A 25,838-nucleotide genomic window follows, 5' to 3' on the forward strand; every position below is an offset into this window, starting at 1 on the left:
AGTCCCCGGCGACGAGCTTCATCGCATTGCGGTCCCAGTGGCCCTCGGCCGGCACCATGTACCCGGCCGTGAAGTCGCCCAGCAGCCCGTCCGTGCCGGTCAGCGACGTGTAGAAGCCGATCCGCCCGTCGGCGTGGTAGTACGTCATGATGACGTCGTCACGCCCGTCGCCGTTGGTGTCGCCCGCGAACAGCTGGATCGCGTTCCAGTCCCAGTTGCCGCTGGCCGGGGTGGACTTGGGGGAGGCCGCGAACTGGCCGATGTGCCCGGTGGCGTCGGCCAGGCCGGTGTAGTAGTCGATGGAGCCGTCGGGGCGGCGGTAGAGCATGGCCAGGTCGGTGCGGCCGTCGCCGTTGAAGTCCCCGGCGACGAGCTTCATCGCATTGCGGTCCCAGTGGCCCTCGGCCGGCACCATGTACCCGGCCGTGAAGTCGCCCAGCAGCCCGTCCGTGTCGGTCAGCGACGTGTAGAAGCCGATCCGCCCGTCGGCGTGGTAGTACGTCATGATGACGTCGTCACGCCCGTCGCCGTTGGTGTCGCCCGCGAACAGCTGGATCGCGTTCCAGTCCCAGTTGCCGCTCGCCGGAACCGACTTGGGGGAGGACTTGAACGCGCCGATGTGCCCGGTGGCGTCCGCCAGCGCGGTGTAGAAGTCGATCGAGCCGTCAGGGCGGCGGTAGAGCATGGCGAGGTCGGTGCGGCCGTCGCCGTTGAAGTCCCCGGCGACGAGCTTCATCGCGCCACGGTCCCAGTGGCCCTCGGCCGGCACCGTGTACCCGGCCGTGAAGTCGCCCAGCAGCCCGTTCGCGTCGCCCGGCGCGGTGTAGAAACCGATCCGCCCGTCCGCGTGGTAGTACGCCATGAGCGCGTCCGCACGCCCGTCGCCGTCCGTGTCACCGCGCACGCCGCGCTTGTGCACGACGCCGTTGACCCACCCGGCCACGTCGTCCACCCGGCTGGAGGACACCCCGGTACGGGTCTCGGCCACCCCCAGGCACCCGCCCTGCCACGAACGCGACGCCACCGCCACCAGCTCGGCCCTGCCGTTCGTCTCACGGACCGTGGGCGCACCCGTGTCGCCCTTGCACACCGCCGCCCCGTTCTGGCCACTGGTGGCGACGGCCGTCGCCTGCACGGCGTCCAGACCGAACACCCCCGAGTGGAGCCTGCCCGGCACCCACTCGTCCTTGGTGCGCCCGTACCCCGCCACACGCAGCTTCTCGCCCGCCACCGGCGCGCCCGTCGCCACGGCCAGCGGCGCGATGCCGTCCACCGGCGTGCTCAGCCGCGCCAGCACCAGGTCCCGGTCGGCCCGCGGCACCAGCTGCGTCACCTGCACCTCCCGCCCGGCCGACCCGGCCAGATCGGTGCGCCCGACGACGGCGGTGGTCTTCCACTTCGGCGCGCCGGCCGTCAGCGTCTGCGGCTGCGCCGGGTCGTCGGAGAAGCAACCGGCGGCCGTGACGATCCAGTTGCGGTCCACCAGCGCACCGGTGCAGGAGCGCAGGCCGTCACCGATCGAGAGTTTCGCGGTGTAGGCGTACGCCCCGTCCGCCGCCGCGTCCCCGACGACGGCCCCGGCCGGCGCGGCGGAGAAGGTGGTCAGCGCACCGGCTGCCGCGGCGACCGCGACGCAGAGTATGCCCGCGCGGCGCGAACGGGACGAAGTGCTGTGGGACATGGGAACGTTCCCCCCTGGGAAAGGCCGGGATCAGCCGGCGGTGGTGGTAGCGGCGATGACGGCGGCAGTGACGATGACGGCGGCAGTGGCGGCAGTGGCGGCGGTGGCAGCAGCGGCACTGCCGACGGCGGCTCCGGGCAGGACAGCGGCACCCCTCCGCGCAGGACTACTCGCCCCGTGCACCCATCCCCCCGTTTCTGCAGCTCCGCAGCGCATGCGGACCTTGCGGTGCAATGCGCCCGGGACGGCCCGCACCGTTCCCCCGGGACACCTGACCGAAGGTCATGGGGGAGTAAGGCAAAGCCAAAGAGTAGGAGATCACAGGACGTGCAGAAACGGCTGCGCCCGTTGGGGATCTTGGCCGGAAATCCTCGGCGATCTGCATGATCACGCAGGTTCCCGCGCTGGTCCGGGGGGTTGCCGGGATACTGCGGCCCGGCGCGTACCGGGGTGTTGGAGACCGTTGCGGAAACCTGAAGAGCCGGTTCGCGCCACGGCCGGGAATTCCGCGTCCCGTTCTCCGGACGGTTCGCATCGTGTGCCGTGCGTTCGCCGCGTACTCGGATCAGGCGTGGACGAAGGAGAGTCGGGGAGCTTTCCCGGACACTTCGGTGTGCGGGGTGCGCGGGGTGTGCGGTCCCGGGGAGGCGGTGCCGCGGTGGTGGCCGTCTTCCGGCCCTCCGGGCTCCGGTGCTCCGGGTTCCGGCGCTCCTGCGGGGCATTCGGCCCGTCCGGGGATTCCCGCAGGCCTCGTCCGGAGAGCGCCGAGGCCCTGCTGCCCCTGGTGTCACGGGGCGGCAGGGCCTCGGTGTGTGCGTGTACGGGCGGTGATCGCGGCGCCCGTGGGCTTTGGTCAGCTCGCGCCGGCGGGGGGCTTGCCGGTCTCGTGGGCCAGGGCCTTCTTGGAGACCGCGTCGAGCAGCGGGCTCAGACGGTCGGTCAGGTGCTGGTAGTCGGTGGCGTGGCCGTCGGACCACTGGCCGAGGCCGACGATCATCGCGCGGCCGGCGCCCGCGAAGGACTGCACCATCCCGCTGTCGGCCGGCAGGACGGGCAGGCCCGCGCCCGGGGGCGGGGCCTGGGCGCCGACCTGGTGGTCGGTGATGTCCGCGGCCAGCCGGGTGAGCACGTGGGCGGTGTCGGCGGGGTCGCTGAAGGTGAACACCGACAGGTTGTACTGGTTGCTCCGCTCGTCCTTGTACAGGGCGATCTGGTGGCTGAGGCAGCCGTGACCCTGCTTCACCAGCGCGATCAGGCGCGGGCCCACCGAGTCCGCGCTCGTGCACGTGGTCAGCGTCTTCGAGCCGACCCGGGTGTAGACGATGCCGCCGGCCGTCACCTGCGCCGGGTACGCGTCCTCCAGCGCGATCGGCGCCAGCGCGCCCGGCGAGGCCGAAGCGGCGGCGGAGGGGGCGGAGGCGGGCGCGCCGGGCGCGGGGGTGGAGGCGGCGGGCGCCGGGGCGGGCTTCGCGGCCGGGGCGCCGTCGTCGCCGGCGGGCTGGAGGACCCGCATCACCGCGAAGGCGACCGCCGCCGCGCCCGCCGCGTACGCCAGGTTGCGCGGCCAGACCCGGGGCAGCTCGCCGCCGCGGTCGTCACTGCTGTTGTTGCTGTTGCTGCTACTGCTGTTCACGGGCAAACGCTAGTGGCCGGTCGCGGGTGAACTGAAATTCGTGCAGGTCACGGCTTGATCACCGTTGTTCCGGCGGCCGTGGCCTCGCGTTCCAGCGGGCGCCGCACCGCCCACGGCAGGACGAACCACAGGCCCGCGAAGACCAGCGCCACCACCCCGGAGATCACCAGCGCCACCGGTGTGCCGAGGACGACGTCCAGCACCAGCAGCACCGCGCCGCTCAGCGCCGAGGCCAGCAGCACCAGGCCGAGCTGGGCGATGCGCACCGACACCCTGACGATCCGTTCCTTGCCCGGGTGGCGGAACAGCCCGCGGTGCAGCGCCACCGGCGTCGCGAACACCGCGGAGGCCAGCACCGCCAGCAGCAGCGTGGTGACGTACACGTCCTGCTGCAGGTCGCCGAGCTCGGCGAAGCGCGGGGTGAAGGCCACCCCGAGCAGGAACGCGAACACGATCTGCACCCCGGTCTGCAGCACCCGCAGCTCCTGCAGCAGCTCGATCAGCCGCCGGTCCGCCCGCGCCGCCGGGCTCTCCGTGAAGAAGGGCGGCGCGGGGGAGGGGGTGCCGGACGGGGGCTGCGGCGCAGGGGTGCTGGTCATGCGTCACATTGTGCGGGCCCGCCCGGGTCGGTGGCCGCCGTCCGGGCGGCCGGTGTCCGGGCCCGCCTCCAGGCGCTGCTGCCAGACGGTCAGCAGCCCCTCCAGCGCGCGCGCCTGCCCGGGGTCGAGCAGGGCGAGCAGCCGGTGCTCGTTGCGCATGTGCGCGGTGAACGCCTCGTCGATCAGCCGCACGCCCGCCCCGGTGAGCGCGACCACGCGCCCGCGCCGGTCGCCCTCGGCCTGGCGGCGGGTGACCAGCCCGGCCCGCTCCAGCCGGTCGATGCGCTTGGTCATCGCCCCGGTGGTCACCATCGTGTGAGCCGCCAGCTCCCCGGGCGCCCGCTCGTACGGAGCCCCGGCCCGGCGCAGCGCCGCCAGGACGTCGAACTCGCCCTCGCCCAGGCCGTAGCGCGCGTAGACCAGGTTCAGCTCGCCGGTCAGGCGCGCGGCCAGGCGGTGCAGGCGCCCGATCACGGCCTGCGGGGAGACGTCCAGGTCGGGACGCTCGCGGCGCCACTCGGCCTGGATCGCGGCCACGTGGTCCGGGCCGAGTGGGGCTTGCGGGTCCTGCCGGTCGGGGTCCTGCCGGTCGGGGGCCTGCGAGTCCTGCGGGGCGGGGTCCTGCGGGTTCTGCCGGTGGGGGTCCTGCGGGTCCTGCGGGGCGGGGTGCTTCGGCTCCATGGCACCCATCGTAGCGCGCATAGCTTCCCGGGAAGCTATATTGGCTTCCATGGAAGGTAATCTGCGGTGGGTGCTCCTGACCGCCCTCGCCCCCCTCGCCTGGGGCGCCAACTACTACGTCACCCGCGCCTGGCTGCCCCCCGACCAGCCCCTGTGGGGAGCCGCCCTGCGCGCCCTGCCCGCCGGCCTGCTCCTGCTCGCCCTCGCCCGCCGCCGCCCCCACGGCCCCTGGTGGTGGCGCTCGGCCCTGCTCGGCACCCTCAACACCGCCGTCTTCTTCGTCCTGCTCTACCTCGCCTCCCAGCAGCTGCCCACCAGCACCGCCGCCACCGTCATGGCCGCCTCCCCGCTCGCCATGCTGCTCACCGCCTGGGCCCTGGCCGGCCAGCGCCCCCGGCGCGCCCACCTGGCGGGCGCGTTCGTCGGGCTCGGCGGGGTCGCGCTGATGCTCCTGGGCTCCGGCGCCACGGTGACCGCCGGCGGGCTCGCGGCCTCCACGGCGGCCATGCTCGTCTCCTCCGTCGGCTACGTCCTGGCCGCGCGCTGGCGCGAGGGCGCCGACCCGCTGGCCGCCACCTCCTGGCAGCTGACCGCCGGCGGCCTGCTCCTGCTGCCGCTGGCCGCCGCCGCCGAAGGCCCGCCACCCGCCATGGACGCGCGCGTGCTGCTCGCCTTCGGCTACGTGACCGTGGTCGCGACCGCGCTCGCGTTCGCGCTCTGGTTCGCGGGCCTGCGCCACCTGCCGGCCGGCACCGTCGGCCTGCTCGGTCTGCTCAACCCGCTCGCCGGGGTGCTGCTGGGCACGGCGCTCGGCGGCGAGGACCTGGGCGCGCGGCAGGGGGCCGGACTGGTCCTGGTCCTGGCCGGCGTCCTCCTCGGCCGTCCCCGTAGCCCCGCCCGCAATCCCGTCCGCCCCGGCGCCCCGCAGCCGGACACTCCCAGGCCGGCCCGCACCGGCGGCTGACCACCCGTCACGGCGGCCCTCCGCCCGTCGGGCCGATCCGGGATGTCGGAGGGCATGGCTACGATCCCGGGCATGGGCTACACCACGGAATTCACCGGCCGGATCGCCGTCGAGCCGCCGCTCAACGAGCAGGAGGCCGCCTACCTGCGGAAGTTCGCCGGCACCCGGCGCATGGACCGTGCCAACGGCCCCTACTACGTCGACGGCACCGGCCACGCGGGACAGGGCCCCGACCCGGACGTCCGCGACTCCGGCAGGCCCCCGGCGGGCCAGCCCGGCCTGTGGTGCCAGTGGGAGCCCACGGACGACGGCGCCGCGATCGAATGGAACGGGCACGAGAAGTTCTACGAAGCGCCCGAGTGGATGGCCTACCTGATCGGCCACTTCCTCAAGCCCGGCGCCCACGCCCAGGGCGAGCCCGGGTTCGGGGACTTCACCTTCGACCACGTGCTCGACGGCGTGATCGACGCCCAGGGCGAGGAGTCCTGGGACACCTGGCAGCTGACGGTACGTGACAACGAGGTGTCCGCGTCCGGGCCCGTCGAGCCCGAGACGGTGTGGCTCTGCGGGGGCTGCACCGAGGTGATCGCCGACGAGGACACCACCTGCTGCCCGGGAACGGAACCGATCCCGGCCTGCGCCGGGTAGGCGCGGGGGAGCACCCAGGGGCGTCCGCACCGCCGAGCCCGACGTCCGGCCCCGCTACCTACCTGTTCGACGACTGCGGCGACGACGCCGACGACGCCTTTGACGACGGCCGCGCCCCCACGCCGCCGACCCGGCCACCGTCCTCAAGCACGACCGCCGCCCGTACGGGACGATCGAGCTGCCGGGTCGGGGCGCAACGCCTTCCGGGACGCGGGAGTTCTCGTGCGCCATGCGGTACCGGAGTCAGTGGTCCCGACCGGCCTCGTGCAGCAGCTCGCGAAAGCCCGCCTCGGTCCGCTCGCGGAAGCCGAAGAAGAACTTGTTGGCCAAGGGGACGGCCCACCTGCTGCCCCGGCCGGCCACGTTGAAGACCCGGTGCGTGACCCTGGTGCGCCCGGCCTCCTCGGTGACCTCGTACTCTCCGCGGTACCACCAGCCGCCCTGATAGGCGAACCGGCCCTGCTCCCGGTCGATTTCGGCCCGTGCCGGATCCAGCCCCACGACTCCGCTGAACGTGCGGGCAATGAGGTCCAACACGCGGTCGGCCGAAGCGTCCACGGTGTCGGTGAGCACGATCATCGGCTTCCTCGTCATGGCGCCAGTCTGCCAGGATCCGTCGGTATGGGGACGGATGCGGTGGTGGCCGGAGCGCGGGCCAGTCCGGCCGAACTGGCCTTTGTGGCAGGAAAGTTGGTCGGTGACCGGAGCGATCGGGCTGCGCGGCCCGGGAGTTGGTGTGGGAGCCGGCTCGGCGGGGGCCGGTGGCCCGCTGCCGGGCGGGTCACAGGTGGCGGTCGAGGGTGGGGTCGGTGCCGGGCGGGGGCAGGGTCAGGACGGCCTTGCCGCGGATGTCGCGGCGGGCCAGGGCGGTGAGGGCGTCGGGGGTGCGGGTCCAGTCGGCGGTGAGGCTCGTGTGGGGGGTGAGCCGGCCGTCGGCGACCAGGCGCACCAGGGTGGCGAGGTCGGCCGCCATGCCCGGACCGGCCTCTCCGGCGGCGCCGGCGGGGTCGCCGCTGATCAGGCCGACGAGGCGGGCGTTCCAGCCCTGGGCGTAGAAGTCGCCGATGGACAGCTGGGAGGGCCCGGCGACGTTCCCGTACAGGACGGCGGTGGCGCCGGGGGCGAGGAGGCGGACGGCGTCGGTGAGGCCGGGGCCGCCGATGCCGTCCAGGACCAGCTGGTAGGGGCCGTGGGCGGCGGCGTCCGCGAGGCCGGTGACGGTGTGGCGGGCGCCCAGGGCCCGGGCGGCCTCGGCCCGTTCGGGCCGGCTGACGTGGGCGGTGACGCGGGCGCCGGCGGCCGCCGCGAGCTGGACGGCGAACTGGCCGACGCCGCCGGTGGCGCCCGTGACCAGGACGTTCGCGCCCAGGAGCGGGCCGCCCTGGCGCAGGGCCCGCAGTGCGGTGACGCCCGCGATGGGCAGGGTCGCCGCCTGCGTGAAGGGGACGGTGTCCGCCAGGACGGCGGCGCTGTGGACGGGCACGGCCGCGCGCTCGGCCCAGCCGTGCTCGTCCAGGCGCGCCAGCACGCGGGTGCCGGCGGCGGGGCCGGTGCCGTCGGCGGCGGCGCGCAGCACGGTGCCGGCGACGTCCTGGCCGGGGCGCCAGCCGTCGGGGCGGCGGCGGATGAGGTTGAGCTCGTCGCGGTTGAGGGCGTAGGCGTGGACGGCCATGAGGAACTCGCCGTCGGCGGGCTCGGGTTCGGGCAGGGTGTCGCTCAGGCGCAGGCCGGCCGGGGCGGTGGGGTCGGTGATGAAGCCGCGCATCGTGATCAGTCCTTCAGGGGGAGGGGGGAGGGGGAGGGCAAAGGGGGGGCAGGAGGTCAGGCGGAGACGGGGGTCTTGGTGTCCGGGGCCGCGGCGGTGACGGGCGCGGAGACGGGCGCGGCGGCGGGTGCCTGGGGTCGGGGAAGCCGCGTGACCAGGGCGGTCGCCGCCGCGTACAGCAGCGCGGCGAGCCACAGGGCGTGTTCGGCGGCGTCCGCGTAGCCGGCCGGGGTGGGGTGGTGGCCCAGGGCGGAGAAGAAGACGGCGCCGAGGACGGCCACGCCGGTGGCGGTGGAGAACTGCTGGGTGGTCGTCAGGATCCCGGAGGCGGCGCCGGCCCGCTCGGGGCGCACGCCGCCCAGGACGGTGCCGGTCAGGGCGGGCATGGTCAGCCCGCTGCCCAGGCCCACCAGGGCCAGCGGCGCGGCTATCAGCGGGGCGCCGGCCGAGGCGCCGGCCAGGTGCAGTTCGAGGGCGAGCAGGGCGATGCCGGCGGTGCCCAGGGCGTTGCCGGCCAGCAGGGCGCGCGAGCCCAGGCGGGCGGCCAGGTGCCGGCCGAGCAGGGCGGCGGTCATGGTGCCGGCGCCCAGCGGCACGAACACCAGCCCGGCGTGGGCGGCGTCCAGGCCGAGCCCGCCCTGCAGGAGCAGGGTGGTGGTGAGCATCAGGCCGCCGAAGGAGGCCATGACGGCGACGTTGACGAGCAGTCCGACGCGCAGCGGGCGGGAGGCGAACAGGGCGAGGTCGAGCAGCGGCTCGCCGCCGCGCGCGGCCACACGGCGCATCCAGGCCAGGGCCGCGGCCAGCGCGGGCACGGCGGCCGCCAGCGACAGCACGCTCCACAGCGGCCAGCCCTCCTCGCGTCCGACCACCAGCGGCACCAGGGCGAGCGCGAGGGCGAGGGTCAGGGCGAGCGCGCCGACCGGGTCCAGGCCGGGGCGGGCGGCGGGGGCGCGCCGGGGCAGCAGACGGGCGGCCGCGGCGAGCGCGGCGACGCCGACGGGCCCGTTCACCAGGAAGATCACCCGCCAGCCCAGGCCGAACACGTCGGCCTGCAGCAGCGCTCCGCCCAGCACCTGCCCGGCTATGCCGCCCAGACTGATCGTCAGCCCGAACCAGGCCAGGGCGCGCGGGCGCTCCCCGGCCGGGAAGGCGGCCGTGATCAGGGCGAGGACCTGCGGGGCCATCGCCGCCGCCGCCAGGCCCTGCACGAGACGGGCGGCGATCAGCTCGGGGGCACTGGCGGCCAGCCCGCACAGCAGGGACGTGGCCGTGAAGCCCGCCATGCCGAGCAGGAACAGACGCCGGTGGCCGAACAGGTCGCCCAGCTTGCCGCCGGTGACCAGGCCCGCCGCGTAGGTGAACCCGTAGCCGCCGACGACCAGTTCGAGCGCGGCCGGACCCGCCCCCAGGTCGCGGGCCAGGGAGGGCGCGGCGACATTGACGACCATGTAGTCGAACGCGGCCATGAAGGTCGCCAGCAGGATCACCGGCAGGGTGCGCCAGCGGCGCGGATCGGGAAGAACGGTGTGCACGGACGGAGCCTTTCGTCGGCGCACCGCGTGGTGCGCGGCGGTGTCGATCACCGCTGGGAAGAGCCTCGCTCCGCACACCCGCCCCGCACATGGGGCGGATTGCCTAGACACCTCTTCAGATCCGGCGCCCGGGCGCCCCGAACCCTGCCGAACGGCACACAACCCAGGCCCCGGCCAGGGCGTCGGCCGCCTCAGCCAGGTCCTCAGCCAGGTCCTCAGCCAGGACCTCGGCCAGGTCCTCGGCCAGGACCTCGACCCGCCCGCCCCGCCCGGCCCGACCGTCCCGCCCGCCCCGAGCACCTCGGCGCACCCCCGCCCGCCCCGACGTAGGATGCCACCGGTGATCACGCCGTCCCGCCCCGCGCCCCTGCTGGCCCGCAGCGCCGAACTGCGCGCCCTCGCCGACGCCCACGCCCACGCGTGCGCCGCCGGCCCGCTGACGGTCCTCGTCGGCGGGGAAGCCGGGATCGGCAAGACCCGCCTCGTCGAGGAGTTCACCACCCACCTCGCCGCGCACACCGACACCCGCGCCTACCTCGGCGGCTGCCTGGCCCTGGGCGCCGACAGCCTCCCCTACGCCCCGTTCGCCGCCCTGCTGCGCGCCCTGGCACGCGAGTTCGGCACCCCGTGGACGGCCGGCGCCCTCGGCCCCGCCGGGCGCCGCGCCCTCGCCCCCTGGCTGCCCGAACTCGACGGCACCCCCCACCCGCACGCCCTCGACGACCCCCGGACACCGCCCGCACCCGACCCCCACGGACGCTCCCGCCTCTTCGACGCCGTCCGCACCCTCGTCGAGGCCGCCGCCGCACACCACCCCGTCGTCCTGGTCGTCGAGGACCTCCACTGGGCCGACACCTCCAGCCGCGACCTCCTGCTCTACCTCGCCCGCACCCTCACCCGCCCCGGCGTCCTCCTCCTGGCCACCCACCGCTCCACCGACCTGCCCGACGACCACCCCCTGCACCCCCTGCTCACCGCCCTCACCCGCCTGGGCCCCGTACGCCGCGTCGACCCCGCCCCGCTGCGCCGCGCCGACGTCGCCCGCTGGCTGGCCGACCACGGACTCGACCCCGCCCGCGCCGAGGAGATCCACCGCCGCAGCCAGGGCAACCCCCTGTTCGTCGAGGCCCTCGCCGACGCCGGCGGCCCCGCCACCCCCGTCCCCCTGCGCGACCTGCTGCTCACCGCCCTGCGCGAACTGCCCGATGCCGCACGGCAGGTGGTGCGCGCCGCCTCGGCCGCCTGCGCCGTCGAGGACACCGTCGGCCACCGCCTGCTCGCCGCCGTCCTGCCCGACCACGCGGACCTGGACCAGTGGCTGCGCCAGGCCGTCGAACGCCGCCTGCTGCAGCCCGACGGCGACGGCTACCGCTTCCGCCACGCCCTGCTGCGCGCCGCCGTCCACGAGGACCTGCTGCCCGGCGAACGCGCCCGCCTGCACGCCGCCTACGCCCGCGCGCTGGCCGCCGCCCCCGCCCTCGCCGCGCCCGACCGGTTCGACGCGGCCCTGGCCGCCCACTGGCACGCCGCCGGCGACCGCCCCCGCGCGCTGGCCGCCGCCGCCCGCGCCGCCGACCGGGCCCGGCGCGCCCACGCCTACGCCGAGCAACTCGCGCTGCTGGAACGGGTCCTGGACCTCTGGCCCGCCGACGGCCACCCCACCGACGGCCACCCCGGCACCGATGCCGGCACCGATGCCGGCACCGATGCCGACGCCCCGCCCGAGCGCGCCGACGTGGCGGCCGCCGCCGCCCGCGCCGCCCTGGACGCCGGCCAGGCCCTGCGCGGCATCGCCCACGCCACCACCGCCCTCGACCTCCTCGACACCACCCCCACGGGCCCCGCCGCACCGGCCGCCGCCGCCCGCCGCGCCCTGCTCCTGGAGACCCGCAGCCTGCTCAAGCACCGCGCCGGCCAGGACGGCCTGGACGACCTGCGCGAAGCCGTCCGCACCCTGCCCGACACCCCCGCCGCACCGGACACCCCCACCGACGCCCCCGCCGTCGCCGTCCGCGCCCGCCTGCTCGCCACCCTCGCCAGCCGCCTGTGGGTCCTGACCCACCACCACGAGGCCCTCGGCCACGCCGAAACCGCCCTCCACCTCGCCCGCCGGGCCGGCGACCCCGGCGTCCAGGCCCTCGCCCTGGCCACCCTCGCCGCCCACGCCTCCCACACCGGAAACCCCCACCAGGCCCGCGCCCACTGCGACACCGCCGCCCGCCTGGCCGCCGAAGCCGGCGACGACGACACCGCCGCCCTCGTCGCCGTCGTCGCCTGCGTCACCCACAAGGCCGACGGCCGCTACGAGGACGCCGCCACCGCCGCCCGCCACGGCCTGGACGCCGCCCGCCGGGCCGGACTGGCCGGCAGCCGCGGCGCCGTCCTGGCCGCCGTCCTCGCCGACGCCCTCACCCACCTCGGCCACCACGGCCAGGCCCGCACCGCCGCCGAGGACGCCCTCGCCCTCGACCCGCCGCCCCTGTACCGGGCCGTCCTGCTCACCTGCCTGGGCACCCTCGCCCTCACCGCCGACGACACCGGCGCCGCCACCGAGGCCGCCGCCCACGCCGAACGCCTCCTGACCCCCCACTACACCGGCCGCGAATTCCTCCTGCCCCTGCACGACCTCCAGCTGCGCACCGCCCTCGCCACCGGCGACCACACCCGCGCCGCCCACCTGCTGCGCACCGCCCTCGCCGACCCGCACCTGGCCGACCACCCCGCCCTCGCCTGGCCGCTGGCCCACACCGGCCTGCTCACCGCCCAGACCCTGCACCCCGACCCGGTGGCCGCCGGCCTCACCACCGCCCTCACCGCCCTCGTCGAGCACCTGCCCGCCCCCGGCCCCCTCCAGCAGGCCCACCGCGCCTCCTGCCGCGCCCTCCTGAGCACCGAGGCCGCCGCCCAGCACGCCGCCGTCACCGCCTGGCGCGCCCTCGCCCACCCCCACCCCCTCGCCGAAGCCCTGCTGCGCGCCGCCGACGCCGCCCTGGCCACCGGCGAGCGCACCGCCGCCGAGGAGTTCCTGCGCGAGGCCGACGCCCTCGCCACCGCCCTGCCCGCCCCCGCCCTCACCCGCCACGCCGCCCGCCTGGCCGCCCGCCACCGCCTGACCACCACCGCCCCCGAAGGCGCCCAGGGCCTGGGCCTGACCCCGCGCGAGACCGACGTGCTGCGCCTGGTCGCCCAGGGCCACAGCAACCGCGCCATCGGCGAGGCTCTGTTCATCTCCGCCAAGACCGCCGGCGTCCACGTTTCCAACATCCTCGCCAAACTCGCCGTCACCTCCCGCACCGAGGCCGCCGCCCTAGCCCACCACCGCCGCCTCTTCGACTGACATCCGCCCCTCCCGGCGGCAGGCCCTTGGCACGCCGGGCGGCCTGGAGGAACCCTCCGGGAGGCGAGGGGATGCGAGAACCGCAGGTGCTCGCTCACGGCTGTTGGCGGCGGGGACGGGAGTGGCTGCCGCCGGTTCGCCTGGCGGCCTGGAGGAACCCTCCGGGGGGCGAGGGGATGCGAGAACCGCGGGTCCCCGCTCCCGGCCGTCGGCGGCGGGGACGGGAAGCGGCTGCCGCCGGTACGCCCGGCTCGCGGAGCCCTCCGGGGGAGGGCAGGCCCGGTGGCCGCCCGCGGTACCGGTCGTCCGGGAACGTACGGACGCCGGCCGGCAGATGTGCCCGCCCCGCCCCGCGCCGCGTGCACCTCCGCGACTGGACCGGGCCCCTCGTGCGCTGGTGGAATGACCCGCGCGCGAGGGGCGCGGGTGTCACGGATCACGGGGGAGTGCCGGTGCGCACGGGGATGGAACTGGCCGACCGCTACGAGCTGGCCGGCCTGATCGGCCGCGGCGGCATGGGCGAGGTGTGGCGCGCCACCGACCGGCGGCTGCGCCGCCCGGTGGCCGTCAAGATCCTGCCGCTGGCCGCCGGCGCGGACGCCACCGAGGTGGCCCGCTTCCGCCGCGAGGCCGAGATCGCCGCCCAGCTGGTCCACCCGGGCATCACCACCGTCTTCGACGTCGGCGAGCACCACGACGGCACCCAGCCCGTGCTGTTCCTCGTGATGGAGCTGATGCGGGGCCACGACCTGCAGCGCACCATCGCCGGCCACCCCGGCGGACTGCCCCTGGACCAGGCACTCGACCTCGCCGCGCAGGTGCTGGAGGCCCTGGCCGCCGCCCACGCGCACGGCATCGTCCACCGCGACATCAAACCCGCCAACCTGTTCCTGCTGGACGGCGGACGGGTCAAGATCTGCGACTTCGGGATCGCCCGCCTGGCCGGCGCCACCCAGCTCACCGCCACCGGCGCCATCGCCGGCACCCCGCTCTACATGGCCCCCGAACAGATCAACGGCGCCACCGGCCTCGACCACCGCACCGACCTGTACGCGTTCGGCTGCGTCCTCTACCAGCTGCTCACCGGCAGTCCCTGGGTCGACACCGCCACCGGCAACATCGGCTCGATCCTCTACCAGCACATCGACAAGACCCCGCCCGCCCCCGGCACCGTGCGCGCCGGCATCCCCGCGCACCTGGACGCCCTCGTCCTGGACCTGCTCGCCAAACACCCCGCCGACCGGCCCGAGGACGCCCACGCCGTCCTGGCCCGCCTGCGCCCGCCGGCCGAACAGCCCCCGGCCCCGACCGCCGTCGACACACCGCTCCCGCCCCGGGCCGCCGAGCCGCCCCGCAGGCCCGTCCTGCTGTCCCCGGTCACCTTCGACGACCCCCGCGTGATCCGCGCCCGCCGCCGGCGCATCGCGCTCATCGGCGCCTGTACGCTGCTGGCCGCCGGCCTGGTGATCGCCTTCGTCAACGCCCCCGGCTCCTCCCCGGACACCGGCGCCGCGTCCGCCGCGATGGGCACCCGCGAGCAGCCCGGAGGACTCCCCGTGCCCGGGCGCGGCCCGACGCTGACGCCCAGTGCGGGCGGCCCGGCCTACGTCCAGCTCTACCAGCCGGCCACGTTCACCATGCAGGGCGGGAGCTGCCCGTTCAACGGCGGATCGGGCTGGGGCGTCCAGCTCGACGACCCGGCCGGCCCGCCGCACGCCACCGCCCGGCGGGGCAACGTCACCTACCAGTGCGACGGCCAGGGCGCCGCGCCCGTCCTGCACATCGCCACCGACCTCGTCGCCCCCGTGGACGCGCCGAAGGACCTCGCCGGCTGCCTGACGGCGCTCCAGCAGCTGGACAGCCGGCAGAAGTACAAGAGCACCGCGCTGACCTACGACCAGCTCACCGCCGGTACCCGGTTCTGCCTCGACAGCAGCGACCAGTCCGGCCACAGCGTCATGTACCTCGAACTGCGCGTCAAGGACCCCGACCGCGACCTCACCTTCACCGCCACCGCCTGGAAGCAGTCCGCGCACTGACCCGCGCACTGACCCGAGCACCGACCCGCGCACGAGGCCGCGGGAAATCCCGTCGCGCCGAGCCGCCCGCCTTCCCTAGACTCGCCGGGCAGTCACGCCCGTGACGCGCCGAGACCAGCAGTGAGGGGAGGGGAGTGGCCATGGCCGCCCAGCGCACCGCCGCCACCCCCTCCACGGCTCCTGCCGCCTCTCCCGCGTCCCGGTACGAGGTGATCCTGGTGTCCCCGTCCTTCCGGTGCCCGCTGCGCGGCCGGCACCGGGGGACGAGTGCGACGAACGCCTGAACGAGGCCACCCGCAGACGGCCGAGGGCCGCACACGCCACCACAGGTGACGTCACGTCAGCACCCGTCGAATCGCGCGTCCACCCACCCACGGATCACCTCCGAAAGGCCGGGCCATGCGCACCGAGACCACCACCAGCACCGCCACCACCACGACCACCGCCACCGCCAGCACCGCGATCGCCGCCGTCCGCAACCTCGGCATCCTCGCCCACGTCGACGCCGGCAAGACCACCGTCACCGAACGGATCCTCTACCTCACCGGCACCACCCACAAGCGCGGCGAGGTCCACGACGGCACCACCGTCACCGACTTCGACCCCCAGGAACGCGACCGCGGCATCACCATCTTCGCCGCCGCCGTCTCCTGCGCCTGGGCCGGGCACCGGATCAACCTCATCGACACCCCCGGCCACGTCGACTTCGCCGACGAGGTCGAGCGCTCGCTGCGCGTCCTGGACGGCGCGGTCGCGGTGTTCGATGCGGTGGCCGGCGTCGAGCCGCAGAGCGAGTCGGTGTGGCGCCAGGCCGAGCGCCACGGCGTGCCCAGGATCGCCTTCGTCAACAAGCTGGACCGCGCCGGCGCCGACCTGGACACCGCCGTCGCCTCCATCCGCGAGCGCCTGCACCCGCACCCGCTGGCCGTGCAGCTGCCCGTCGGCGCCGAGGACGCGTTCACCGGCGTCGTCGACCTGATCACCTTGCGCGCCCTGACCTGGAGCGAGGAGGACGGCATGCGCGAGCACCCGGTGCCCGCGCACCTCGCCGACGAGGCCGCCGCCCGCCGGCGCGCCCTGGAGGAGGAGGTGGCCGCCCTGCACCCCGGCGCCCTGGAGGAGTTCTGCACCGACGGCGCCCTGGGCGCCGCCACCCTGACGGCCGCCCTGCGCGACCTGACCGCCGCCGGCGAGGCGGTGGTGGTGCTGTGCGGCTCCGCCTACCGCAACCGCGGCATCGAACCGCTCCTGGACGCCGTCTGCGCCTACCTGCCCTCCCCGCTGGACGTGCCCGCCGTGCGCGGCACCGCCGGCCCCGGCGACGACACCGTCCTGGAGCGCGCCGCCGACCCCGGGCAGCCGTTCACCGCCCTGGCGTTCAAGGTGAGCGCCGCCCCCACCGGGCGCCTGACCTACCTGCGCGTCTACGCCGGCCGACTGGAGAAGGGAGACCTCGTGCTGGACACCGCCACCGGCCGCCTGGAGCGCGTCGCGCGCATCCTGCGCGTCCAGGCCGACCGCCGCACCGAGACCGACCGGGCCCTGGCCGGGGACATCGTCGCCGTGATCGGCCCCAAGGCCGCCCGCGCCGGCGCCACCCTGTGCGCGCCCGGCGCCCCGATCCTGCTGGAGGCCCCGGTCAGCGCCGAGCCCGTCGTCACCGTCGCCGTCGAGGCCCGCCGCGCCGCCGACACCGACAAGCTCGCCACCGCGCTGGCCCGCCTCGCCGAGGAGGACCCGTCGCTGCGGGTGCGCACCGACCCCGAGACCGGGCAGCGCACGCTGGCCGGGCTGGGGGGGCGATGCACCTGGCGGTCGCGGCGGAGAAGATCCGCCGCGAGCACGGCATCGACACCGTCGTGGGCCGCCCGCGCGTGGCCCACCGCGAACGCCTGGCCGCGGGCGTCAGCGGCTTCGTCCACCGGCACGTCAAACAGGACGGCGGCGCCGGCCAGTTCGCGCACCTGGTGCTCGACGTCCAGCCCCTGGACAACACGCAAGAGGAGGAGTTCGTGTTCACGTCCACCGTCACCGGCGGACGGGTCCCGCGCGAGTACGTGCAGGCCGTCGAGGCCGGCTGCCGCGACGCCCTCGCCGAGGGCCCGCTCGGCGGCCACCCCGTCACCGGCGTGCGCGTCACCCTCACCGACGGCGCCACCCACCCCAAGGACTCCTCCGAGCTCGCCTTCCGCACCGCCGCCCGCAACGGCGTGCGCGAGGCCCTGCGCGCCGGGCGCCTCCAGCTGCTGGAGCCCGTCGTCCAGGTGACGGTCAGCGTGCCCGAGGAGGCGCTGGGCACCGTCCTCGGCGACCTCGCCGCCCGCCGCGCCCACGTCCAGGCCACCGACGTCACCCGCACCGGCGCCCAGGTGACGGCCGTGGTGCCGCTGGCCGAACTGTTCGGCTACGCGAGCCGCCTGCGCTCGCGCACCCAGGGCCGCGGCACCTTCACCACCCGCCCGGCCGGCTACGCCCCCGCACCCGCACCGGTGCCCACGGCGTGAGCCACCCGGTCCGCCCCCCGCCCGCACCGGGCCCGGGGGGCGGACCCCGTTACAGCGCCCCCGCCTCCAGCGCGGCCCACGCCGACGGGTACTGCGGGCGCCACCCCAGGTCCCGGCGCGCCGCCGCCGTCGAGCCCTGGCCCTCCCACGGGTCGAACTCCGCCGTCGCCGCAGCGCCGCCGCCCGGGTGCACGGCCCCGTTCAGGACGTGCAGGTCCCAGGCCGTCAGCGGCGCGTCGTCGCACACGTTGTAGGTGCGCCCGGCGATCCCCGGGGTCACCGCCGCGCGCCACAGCGCCTGCGACACGTCCGCGTGGTGCACCGTCGCCAGCCGCTGGTGCGCGGGCCAGGCGCCGGCCCAGTGCAGGGAGTCCGCCAGGTGCGGGTCGCCCTCGCCGTAGACGAACGCCAGGCGCGCCACCACCAGCGGCAGCCGCTCGCCCAGCTCCGCCAGCCCCGCCTCCGCCTCGGCCTTGGACACCGGGTAGATCCCCCACGCCGGGTCGGGGGCGAGGCGGTCCTCCTCCACGGCCGGGCGCCCCAGCCCCCGCCCGTACACCAGCGTCGTGCTCGCCTGGACGAACCGCTGCACCCCGGCCGCCGCCGCCTCGCGCCCAAGCGCCACGGCCGCGTCCCGGTTGACCGCCCACACCTCCTCCTCGGGCACCCCGCGGAAGGCCGCCGCCACGTTCACCACCACCGACGCGCCGTCCAGCGCCCGAGCCCGGTCGCCCGCCTCCCGCAGGTCCCCGCTGACCACGTCCACCCCCAGGGCGGCCAGGTCGCCGGCCCGGGCGGCGTCGCGCACCAGCACCCGCACCCGCCCGGCACCGGCCCACCGCACCAGCCGCGGCACCAGCCGCCGCCCGACCTTGCCCGTCGCACCCGTCACCAGAATCGTCGTCACAGTCTTCTCCGCTCACAGCCGTTCACCGCTGACAGGAACAAACCCTGCCCGCCCCCGGAGCGCCGCGGCAGAGACCTCTCCAACCACGGACCGCCGATCCGTCCCTTGAGGGATCAGTGATCCTCAAGGATTTGCCCATTACTGGGCAAAGGTCCTCGTCTGATCCGGCTCGGGGCCGGTGCGAGGTTGACGCTTCGTGGCCACCGGCGGGAGCGGGTCCCGGCTTACGGTCGGCTCCACGTCCGTTTTGCGTCTCCGGGCCACTCCCGGTGACGTGGTGCTTCACGAGGGAAGCGAGGTTGCGTGCGGCGTTCTCATCGCGGTCGATGACCAGGCCGCAGTGTTCGCAGCTGAAGGTCCGTACTCGCAGGGGCAGTTTGGGTTTCACTGCCCGGCAGTCGGAGCACGTCTTGGAGCTGGGGAACCAGCGGTCGGCGACTTCGAGCCGGCCGCCGTTCCATTCGGTCTTGTACGCGAGTTGGCGGCGGATCTCGCCGAATCCGGCGTCGGAGACGGCCCGGGCGAGTCTGCGGTTCTTGACCATCCCGGCGACGTTGAGGTCTTCGACCACGATCGTGCCGTACTCGAGGGCGAGTTCGGTGGTGAGTTTGTGGATGCCGTCGCGGCGCAGGTCGGCGACGCGGTGGTGGACTCTGTTGCGCTGGTCGTTGGCGCGCAGCCATCGCTTCGAGGGTTGCCGGCCGGTGCGGCGGTCGGGGCCGGTGCGGCGGGAGACGGTGCGCGACAGGCGCCGGAGCTTCCGGCGGGCGTGGTCGTAGTGTTTCGGGTTCTCGGCCGGGGGCCGGCCGTCGGAGAACACCGCGAGGGTCTTCACACCGAGGTCGACGCCGATCACCGCGTCCGGCCGCGCCGGTGCCGCGTCGGGTCGGTCGACCTCGACCGAGAACGCGACGTGCCAGCGCCCGGCGTCCAGGCGCACGGTCGCGGACTTGATCCTCGCGGTGCCGTTCTCGATCCTGCGGGCCAGTTTACGGGTGGACTCGTGGGTCCTGATCCGGCCGAGCACGGGCAGCACGACGTGCGTGCGCCCGTCCAGGCGGATGGCACCGGTAGTGAACCGGCAGGACTTGACAGCCCTGTTCTTCGACTTGAAGCGCGGGAAGCCCATCGGGCGCCCCTTGCGTCTGCCGTTCCTGGAGCCGGACCAGTTCCTCAGCCCCGTGGCGAGCTGGTCCAGGCCGGTGGCGTAGGCCTCCTTGGAACACTCCGGCCACCACGGCGCGACGTCGTTCTTGGCCTGGTTCCACGCCTTGCGCAGGGAGTACATCGACCAGCCGAACGAAGGCGTCAGGTCCTCGACGCCGTAGGACCTCTCCGCCTCCCGCTGGGACAGGTTCGCCTTGACCCGCGCGAGCCCCCAGTTGTAGGCCACCCGCGCCGCCCCGGCATGCCGCAGCAACGCACTGGCCTGACGCTGTGTCGGGTCGAGCGCAAACCGGTACGCCTGCGTCACGATCACCAGCCGACCGTACCGCCCACCACCGACAACCGGACGAAACGCCCGAATTATTGAGGAACGCTGATGAAATTGACAACAGTTGGCTGCCCCGCCCCGCCGGGCCATCCTTGGACGCATGATCGACCGACCGGCCCTCGCCGACTTCCTCACCCGCTCCCGCGCCCGCCTCACCCCCGCCGACTGCGGCCTGGCGCCCACCGCCCGCCGCCGCACCCCCGGGCTGCGCCGCGAGGAGGTCGCCCACCTCGCCGGCCTGTCCGTCGACTACTACGCCCGCCTCGAACAGGCCCGCGGCCCCCAGCCCTCGCCCCAGCTCCTGGCGGCCCTGGCCCGCGCCCTGCGCCTGAGCGAGGACGAGCACGACCACCTCTTCCACCTCTCGGGCCACGAACCGCCGCGCCGTCACAGCCCGCTCACCCACGTGCGCCCCGGCCTGCTGCTCATCCTCGACCGCCTCCACGACACCCCCGCCCAGGTGCTGTCCGACCTCGGTGACGTCCTCGTGCAGAACGCGATGGCCGCCGCCCTCCTCGGCGACGTCGCCGCGCACCCGCCCGGGCGGCGCAACCTCGTGCTGCGCTGGTTCGCCGAACCCGCCTCGCGCGAGCTGTTCGCGCCCGAGGAGCACGAGGACCTGGCCCGCGGTCACGTCGCCCACCTGCGCGCCGCCCACGCCGCCCGCCCCGGGGATCCGCGCGTGACCGAGCTGCTCGCCCAACTGCACGCCACCGGACCGGAGTTCGCCTCCTACTGGGAGCGCCACGAGGTCGCCGTGCGGCGCAGCAGCCGCAAGACGGTGCTGCACCCGCAGGTGGGGCGCCTGGAGCTGGAGTGCGAGGTGCTGGTCGCCGGGGGCACGGACCAGGTGCTGGTGGTCAACAGCGCCGCGCCGGGCAGTGACAGCGCCGGGCGCCTGGAGCTGCTGCGCGTGGTGGGCGGCGCCGGACTCGCGGCCCGTGCGTGAGCCCCGCCCGCGCGTGAGCCCCGTTCGGTGACGGTCCGCGGCCGCCCGCCCCCGTAGGCTGGTGCGGCCCGTCACCGAGCGGGCGGGCACACGCGTACGACGACGAGACAGAAGCGGGCACAGGCATGCAGTTCGACGACCAGGGCGACCTCGACACCTCACAGGTCGACGACCGGCGCGGCATCCCGGGCGGGAAGGTCGCCATCGGCGGCGGGGCGGTGGGCCTGATCGCCGTGCTGTTCGCGGTCCTGCTGGGCGTGGACCCCCAGCTGCTGGGCCTGTCCTCCGGCGGCGGCTCCACCTCCTCCGCCGGCACCCGCACCGCCGGCGAGGTGGGGCAGGCCTGCAAGACCGGCGCCGACGCCAACAAGCGCCAGGACTGCCGCATCGTCGCCGTCACCAACAGCCTCCAGGACTTCTGGCGCACCGAGCTGCCCAGGCGCGGCACCGCCTACAAGAGCGCCGAGACGGTGCTGTTCACCGGCCGCGTCAACACCGCCTGCGGCCCCGCGACCTCCGCCGTCGGCCCGTTCTACTGCCCCGGCGACCAGAAGGCCTACTTCGACCTGGGCTTCTTCGACGAGCTGTCCAGCCGCTTCGGCGCCAAGGGCGGCCCCTTCGCCGAGTCCTACGTCGTCGCCCACGAGTACGGCCACCACATCCAGACCCTGACCGGCGCCATGCAGAAGGTCGGCGGCGACCGCCAGGGCGCCACCAGCGCCTCGGTGCGCCTGGAGCTGCAGGCCGACTGCTACGCCGGGGTGTGGGCGCACTACGCGACCACCACCAAGCAGCCCTCCACCGGCCGCCCGCTGATCACCTCGATCACCGACCAGGACATCGCCCAGGGCCTGGACGCCGCCGCGGCCGTCGGCGACGACCGCATCCAGAAGCAGGCCACCGGCAAGGTCAACCCGGAGAGCTGGACCCACGGCTCCTCCGACCAGCGCAAGACCTGGTTCACCACCGGCTACCGCGGCGGCGACATGACCCAGTGCGACACCTTCTCCGCCACCAAACTCTGAGCCCCCCGGCGCGGCGGCGGACCCCCTGTCACCTGTCAGGGACCGCCGCCGCCCGCTTCTTCCTACGCTGACGGCACTGGCCAGACCAGCGCACACCAGCAAGGGAGAACCACCTGATGCGCAGGATCACCCACGCCGCCGCCGCACTCGCCCTGACGACCGCCGCCCTGACGACCCTGACCGCCGGCAGCGCCGGCGCCGCCGACGGCTCCTGGGCCGGCTGCCCGTCCGGCGCCGTCTGCATCTACCCGCAGAACCAGAACCCCGCCTCCGCCCCCAGCGACGTGTTCTGGAGCTACGGCGCCCACAACCTCAGCGGCCAGTACGGCAACCACTGGGTCCTCAACAACCAGACCGGCGGCGCCCACGCCCACCTGTGCCGCGGCGCGGGCGGCGCCGACTGCGTCTACGACATCGCCGCCCGCAACGGCGTCTGGTACGACCTGGGTCCGATCAACTCGATCACCCTCGACCGCCCCTGACGCCACGTCAAGAAGCAGGGATGCCCGCTGTCACGGGGGGACGGCGGGCATCCCCTTGCGCGTTCACGGCCCGCATCCGCCGCCCCTGACCAGGAACGACCTGACCGTAACCTGACACTTCGTCAGATGGATCAGCTCCCGGACCCCGCCGCCGCGCCCGACGCCCTGACCTGGCCCTTGGAGAATCCTCCAGGTTTCGATCCCGCGCAAGCGTTCACGAAGATAACGAATGATGGCCGATTCCCCGGAGCATGGATTTACTTATTGACGCCATACGCGTGGGCAGGTTTAACTCCCCCCACTCCGCCGCTGCGCCGCGGCGACGTCCACGAGAGGCACCCCACCCATGAACGCAATGACGCGTCGCGCCCTCATCGCCACCACCGCCGTCGCGATGGCCCTGTCCATGGCCGCGTGCGGCAAGGCCGGCGGCGACAAGAAGGACTCGGCCGCCTCCGGCGACAGCACCTCCATCGGCCTGCTGCTGCCCGAGAACGCCTCCTCCACGCGCTACGAGTCCTTCGACCGCCCCTTCATCGAGGCCAAGGTCAAGTCCCTGTGCGCGGACTGCAAGGTGCTCTACAACAACGCCGAAGGCAGCGCCGCCAAGCAGAAGCAGCAGTTCGACACCCTGATAGCCCAGGGCGTGAAGGTGATCGTCCTGGACGCCTACGACGCCAAGTCCACCCAGGGCTGGGTGCAGGAGGCCGCCGCCAAGGGCGTCAAGGTCGTCGCCTACGACCGCCTGGCCACCGGCCCGGTCGCCGCCTACGTCTCCTTCGACAACGAGAAGGTCGGCGAACTCCAGGGCCAGGCCCTGCTGGACGCGGTCGGCCCGCAGGCCTCCGACGCGAACATCGTCATGATCAACGGCGACGAGGCCGACCCCAACGCCGCCCAGTTCAAGGCCGGCGCCCACAAGGTCCTCGACGGCAAGGTCAAGAAGGTCGTCTACGAGCAGTCCGGCGAGTGGAAGCCCACCGTCGCCTCCCAGAAGATCGGCGCCGCCGTCACCCAGCTCGGCAAGACCGGCTTCCAGGCCGTCTACTCCGCCAACGACGGCATGGCCGGCGCCATCATCACCCAGCTCCAGAGCTCCGGCATCAAGGTCCCCGTCGGCGGCCAGGACGCCGGCCTCGACGCCATCCAGCGCATCGTCACCGGCGACCAGGCCTACACCATCTACAAGGCCTACCGCCCCCTCGCCGACTCCGCCGCCGAACTGGCCGTCGACCTCCTCAAGGGCAAGGACGTCAAGTCCCTCGCCACCGCCGGCGTCGACAGCGACACCGACAAGGCCATCCCCGCCAAGCTCCTGGACGCCAAGGTCGTCACCAAGGCCAACATCAAGGACACCGTCGTCGCCGACGGCCTCTACAAGGTCGCCGACATCTGCACCGCCGACTACGCCGCCGCCTGCGCCGCCGCCGGCCTCCAGTAACACCGGCGCCCGGTCCCACGCTCCAAGCACCCCACCACACGAGAAGGTTCACGTGACAGGCGCACCCGTCCTCCAACTGCGCGCGGTCTCCAAGCGCTTCGGCGCCGTCCAGGCCCTCACCGACGTCGACCTCGACGTCCACGCCGGCGAGGTCCTCGCCCTCGTCGGCGACAACGGCGCCGGCAAGTCCACCCTCGTCAAGACCATCGCCGGGGTCCACCCCGTCGACGAGGGCACCATCACCTGGCGCAGCGAGGCGGTACGCCTGACCCGCCCCCAGGACGCCCAGGCCCTCGGCATCGCCACCGTCTACCAGGACCTCGCCCTGTGCGACAACCTCGACGTCGTCGCCAACCTCTTCCTCGGCCGCGAGAAGCTCCGCAACGGCCTCCTCGACGAGGTCGCCATGGAACAGCAGGCCCGCGAGCTCCTGGACACCCTGTCCATCCGCATCCCCGACGTGCGCATCCCCGTCGCCGCCCTCTCCGGCGGCCAGCGCCAGGTCGTCGCCATCGCCCGCGCCCTGGTCGGCGAGCCCGCCGTCGTCATCCTCGACGAGCCCACCGCCGCCCTCGGCGTCGAACAGACCGCCCAGGTCCTCGACCTCGTCGAGCGCCTGCGCGAACGCGGCCTGGGCGTCATCCTCATCAGCCACAACATGGCCGACGTGCGCGCGGTCGCCGACACCGTCGCCGTCCTGCGCCTGGGCCGCAACAACGGCGTCTTCACCGTCGCCGACACCACCCAGGAACAGATCGTCTCCGCCATCACCGGCGCCACCGACAACGCGGTCACCCGCCGCCAGGCCCGCCGAGCCTCGCAGGAGGACGCCGCATGAGCACCCCCACCGACACCGGCGCCGACACCCCGGCCGCCAAGACCCCCGCCGCCGACCCGCGCCTGCTGGTGCGCTCCACCGGCCTGAGCGGCTACCTCGACGAGGCCCGCCGCCGTCTCACCAGCGGCGAACTCGGCTCCACCCCCGTCGTCCTCGGCCTCATCCTCATCGCCGTCATCTTCCAGTCCGCCACCGGCCACTTCCTCCAGGCCGACAACCTCACCAACATCACCAAGTACATCGCCGGACCCGGCCTCATCGCCGTGGGCGTCGTCTTCGTCCTCCTCCTCGGCGAGATCGACCTCTCGCTCGGCTCCGTCGCCGGCGTCTGCGCCGCCATCGCCTCCGTCCTCGCCGTGCGCGAAGGCCTCGCCGAATGGCAGGCCGTCCTCATCGCCCTCGCCACCGCCTGCGCCATCGGCGCCCTGCACGGCTTCTTCTTCGCCCGCATCGGCGTCCCCGCCTTCGTCGTCACCCTCGCCGGCATGCTCGCCTGGAGCGGCCTGCAGGACTACGTCCTCGGCGACCTCGGCACCGTCAACAACCGCCACGACGGCCTCATCGCCACCCTCGACACCAACTTCCTCGGCGACGGCGACATCGTCTACGCCTGGGCCCTGGCCGTCCTCGCCCCCGCCCTCTACCTCGCCGCCCAACTGCGCACCGCCCAGCGCCGCAAGGCCCTCGGCCTCACCGCCCGCCCCACCGCCGACATCGCCCTGCGCACCGGCGCCCTCGCCGTCCTCGCCCTGCCGCTGGCCTACGCCCTCAACCAGGACCGCGGCCTGCCCCTGCCGCTCGTCGTCCTGCTCGGCGTCGTCCTCGCCACCGACTTCGTGCTGCGCCGCACCGCCTACGGCCGCCAGGTCTTCGCGGTCGGCGGCGGCGTCGAGGCCGCCCGCCGCGCGGGCATCAACGTCGCCTGGGTGCGCATCTCCGTCTACATGACCTCCGCCACCCTCGCCGGCCTCGGCGGCCTGTTCATCGCCTCCCAGCAGGGCTCCGCCGACAAGCAGCTCGGCGGCGGCAACGTCCTGATGAGCGCGATCGCCGCCGCCGTCATCGGCGGCACCAGCCTCTTCGGCGGACGCGGCAAGACCTGGTCGGCACTGCTGGGCATCCTCGTCATCCAGTCCATCACCACCGGACTCGACATGGTCCACGCGGCCCAGGCCATCCAGTACATGATCACCGGCGCCGTCCTGCTCGCCGCCGTCGTCCTGGACTCCGTCTCCCGGCGCACCCGCGCCACCAACAGCCGCACCTGACCAGCCGGCTGGGCCGCCCGGGCCCGTGCCATCCGAGGGGATGGCAC

Annotated in this window: 20 protein-coding genes and 1 pseudogene; 12 read left to right on the forward strand and 9 right to left on the reverse strand. The window is 74.8% G+C overall.

The window, feature by feature from the left end; all coding sequences use genetic code 11:
- The 4 genes from ACFV4G_RS36815 to ACFV4G_RS36830 form a co-directional block, all read right to left on the reverse strand.
- Positions 1 to 1,681 (reverse strand): trypsin-like serine protease (locus ACFV4G_RS36815; protein WP_380446701.1); only part of this gene is annotated, 1,681 nt, incomplete at its 3' end.
- A gap of 853 nt (positions 1,682 to 2,534) precedes the next feature.
- Positions 2,535 to 3,314 carry a hypothetical protein gene (locus ACFV4G_RS36820; protein ID WP_380446703.1) on the reverse strand — a complete coding sequence of 260 codons (780 nt, stop codon included), beginning with the start codon at positions 3,312 to 3,314 and terminating at the stop codon, positions 2,535 to 2,537.
- A gap of 47 nt (positions 3,315 to 3,361) precedes the next feature.
- A complete protein-coding gene (locus ACFV4G_RS36825) occupies positions 3,362 to 3,913 on the reverse strand; it encodes a DUF6328 family protein (protein WP_380446706.1) in 552 nt (183 codons plus the stop codon).
- Between the two features lie 3 nt (positions 3,914 to 3,916).
- Positions 3,917 to 4,450, reverse strand: coding sequence for a MarR family winged helix-turn-helix transcriptional regulator (locus tag ACFV4G_RS36830; protein WP_380446746.1), 534 nt, complete (start codon positions 4,448 to 4,450; stop codon positions 3,917 to 3,919).
- Positions 4,451 to 4,643: 193 nt separating this feature from the next.
- Here ACFV4G_RS36830 and ACFV4G_RS36835 point away from each other — a divergent pair, with 193 nt between their 5' ends.
- Both ACFV4G_RS36835 and ACFV4G_RS36840 read left to right on the forward strand, forming a co-directional pair.
- Positions 4,644 to 5,558 (forward strand): DMT family transporter, encoded by a 915-nt coding sequence (locus ACFV4G_RS36835; protein WP_380446708.1) that lies wholly within the window; start codon positions 4,644 to 4,646, stop codon positions 5,556 to 5,558.
- 72 nt (positions 5,559 to 5,630) lie between these two features.
- Positions 5,631 to 6,206, forward strand: coding sequence for a hypothetical protein (locus ACFV4G_RS36840; protein ID WP_380446710.1), 576 nt, complete (start codon positions 5,631 to 5,633; stop codon positions 6,204 to 6,206).
- A 243-nt stretch (positions 6,207 to 6,449) separates the two neighbouring features.
- Here the strand turns inward: ACFV4G_RS36840 and ACFV4G_RS36845 are convergent, their stop codons facing one another.
- The 3 genes from ACFV4G_RS36845 to ACFV4G_RS36855 all read right to left on the reverse strand — a co-directional run bounded on the left by ACFV4G_RS36845 (position 6,450) and on the right by ACFV4G_RS36855 (position 9,506).
- Positions 6,450 to 6,785 carry a hypothetical protein gene (locus ACFV4G_RS36845; protein ID WP_380446712.1) on the reverse strand — a complete coding sequence of 112 codons (336 nt, stop codon included), beginning with the start codon at positions 6,783 to 6,785 and terminating at the stop codon, positions 6,450 to 6,452.
- Positions 6,786 to 6,987: 202 nt separating this feature from the next.
- Positions 6,988 to 7,971, reverse strand: a complete 984-nt coding sequence (locus tag ACFV4G_RS36850) for a zinc-binding dehydrogenase (RefSeq protein WP_380446714.1) — start codon at positions 7,969 to 7,971, stop codon at positions 6,988 to 6,990.
- 56 nt (positions 7,972 to 8,027) lie between these two features.
- Positions 8,028 to 9,506 carry an MFS transporter gene (locus ACFV4G_RS36855; RefSeq protein ID WP_380446717.1) on the reverse strand — a complete coding sequence of 493 codons (1,479 nt, stop codon included), beginning with the start codon at positions 9,504 to 9,506 and terminating at the stop codon, positions 8,028 to 8,030.
- Between the two features lie 340 nt (positions 9,507 to 9,846).
- Between ACFV4G_RS36855 and ACFV4G_RS36860 the strand changes: the two genes are divergently transcribed.
- From ACFV4G_RS36860 to fusA, 4 genes and pseudogenes are all read left to right on the forward strand, one after another.
- Positions 9,847 to 12,843: an AAA family ATPase gene (locus ACFV4G_RS36860; protein WP_380446719.1), complete on the forward strand. Its 2,997-nt coding sequence runs from the start codon at positions 9,847 to 9,849 to the stop codon at positions 12,841 to 12,843.
- Between the two features lie 452 nt (positions 12,844 to 13,295).
- Positions 13,296 to 14,882, forward strand: coding sequence for a protein kinase (locus tag ACFV4G_RS36865; protein WP_380446722.1), 1,587 nt, complete (start codon positions 13,296 to 13,298; stop codon positions 14,880 to 14,882).
- 140 nt (positions 14,883 to 15,022) lie between these two features.
- Entirely contained in the window at positions 15,023 to 15,166 is a 144-nt protein-coding gene (locus ACFV4G_RS36870; RefSeq protein ID WP_380446725.1) for a hypothetical protein, read from the forward strand.
- Between the two features lie 115 nt (positions 15,167 to 15,281).
- Positions 15,282 to 17,386 (forward strand): annotated as a pseudogene (fusA, locus tag ACFV4G_RS36875) (elongation factor G).
- 49 nt (positions 17,387 to 17,435) lie between these two features.
- On the opposite strand, the gene ACFV4G_RS36880 reads toward fusA, so the two are convergent.
- Both ACFV4G_RS36880 and tnpB read right to left on the reverse strand, forming a co-directional pair.
- Positions 17,436 to 18,293 (reverse strand): NAD-dependent epimerase/dehydratase family protein, encoded by an 858-nt coding sequence (locus ACFV4G_RS36880; RefSeq protein ID WP_380446727.1) that lies wholly within the window; start codon positions 18,291 to 18,293, stop codon positions 17,436 to 17,438.
- 22 nt (positions 18,294 to 18,315) lie between these two features.
- Positions 18,316 to 19,773, reverse strand: coding sequence for an IS607 family element RNA-guided endonuclease TnpB (gene tnpB / locus ACFV4G_RS36885; protein ID WP_380446730.1), 1,458 nt, complete (start codon positions 19,771 to 19,773; stop codon positions 18,316 to 18,318).
- A gap of 118 nt (positions 19,774 to 19,891) precedes the next feature.
- Here tnpB and ACFV4G_RS36890 point away from each other — a divergent pair, with 118 nt between their 5' ends.
- The 6 genes from ACFV4G_RS36890 (at position 19,892) to ACFV4G_RS36915 (ending at position 25,791) form a co-directional block, all read left to right on the forward strand.
- Complete coding sequence (locus ACFV4G_RS36890; protein ID WP_380446749.1) at positions 19,892 to 20,737, forward strand: helix-turn-helix transcriptional regulator; 846 nt, start codon at positions 19,892 to 19,894, stop codon at positions 20,735 to 20,737.
- Positions 20,738 to 20,862: 125 nt separating this feature from the next.
- Positions 20,863 to 21,762: a neutral zinc metallopeptidase gene (locus ACFV4G_RS36895; protein ID WP_380446733.1), complete on the forward strand. Its 900-nt coding sequence runs from the start codon at positions 20,863 to 20,865 to the stop codon at positions 21,760 to 21,762.
- A gap of 116 nt (positions 21,763 to 21,878) precedes the next feature.
- Complete coding sequence (locus ACFV4G_RS36900) at positions 21,879 to 22,244, forward strand: hypothetical protein (RefSeq protein ID WP_380446736.1); 366 nt, start codon at positions 21,879 to 21,881, stop codon at positions 22,242 to 22,244.
- A 346-nt stretch (positions 22,245 to 22,590) separates the two neighbouring features.
- Positions 22,591 to 23,685, forward strand: a complete 1,095-nt coding sequence (locus ACFV4G_RS36905; protein ID WP_380446738.1) for a sugar ABC transporter substrate-binding protein — start codon at positions 22,591 to 22,593, stop codon at positions 23,683 to 23,685.
- A gap of 52 nt (positions 23,686 to 23,737) precedes the next feature.
- Positions 23,738 to 24,523, forward strand: a complete 786-nt coding sequence (locus ACFV4G_RS36910; RefSeq protein WP_380446741.1) for an ATP-binding cassette domain-containing protein — start codon at positions 23,738 to 23,740, stop codon at positions 24,521 to 24,523.
- Positions 24,520 to 25,791, forward strand: a complete 1,272-nt coding sequence (locus tag ACFV4G_RS36915) for a sugar ABC transporter permease (protein WP_380446744.1) — start codon at positions 24,520 to 24,522, stop codon at positions 25,789 to 25,791. The genes ACFV4G_RS36910 and ACFV4G_RS36915 overlap by 4 nt, the downstream gene beginning before the upstream one ends.
- Positions 25,792 to 25,838: the final 47 nt, after the last annotated feature.

Origin of the sequence: Kitasatospora sp. NPDC059747, from assembly GCF_042732955.1 — a bacterium.
Taxonomy (GTDB): Bacteria; Actinomycetota; Actinomycetes; order Streptomycetales; family Streptomycetaceae; genus Kitasatospora.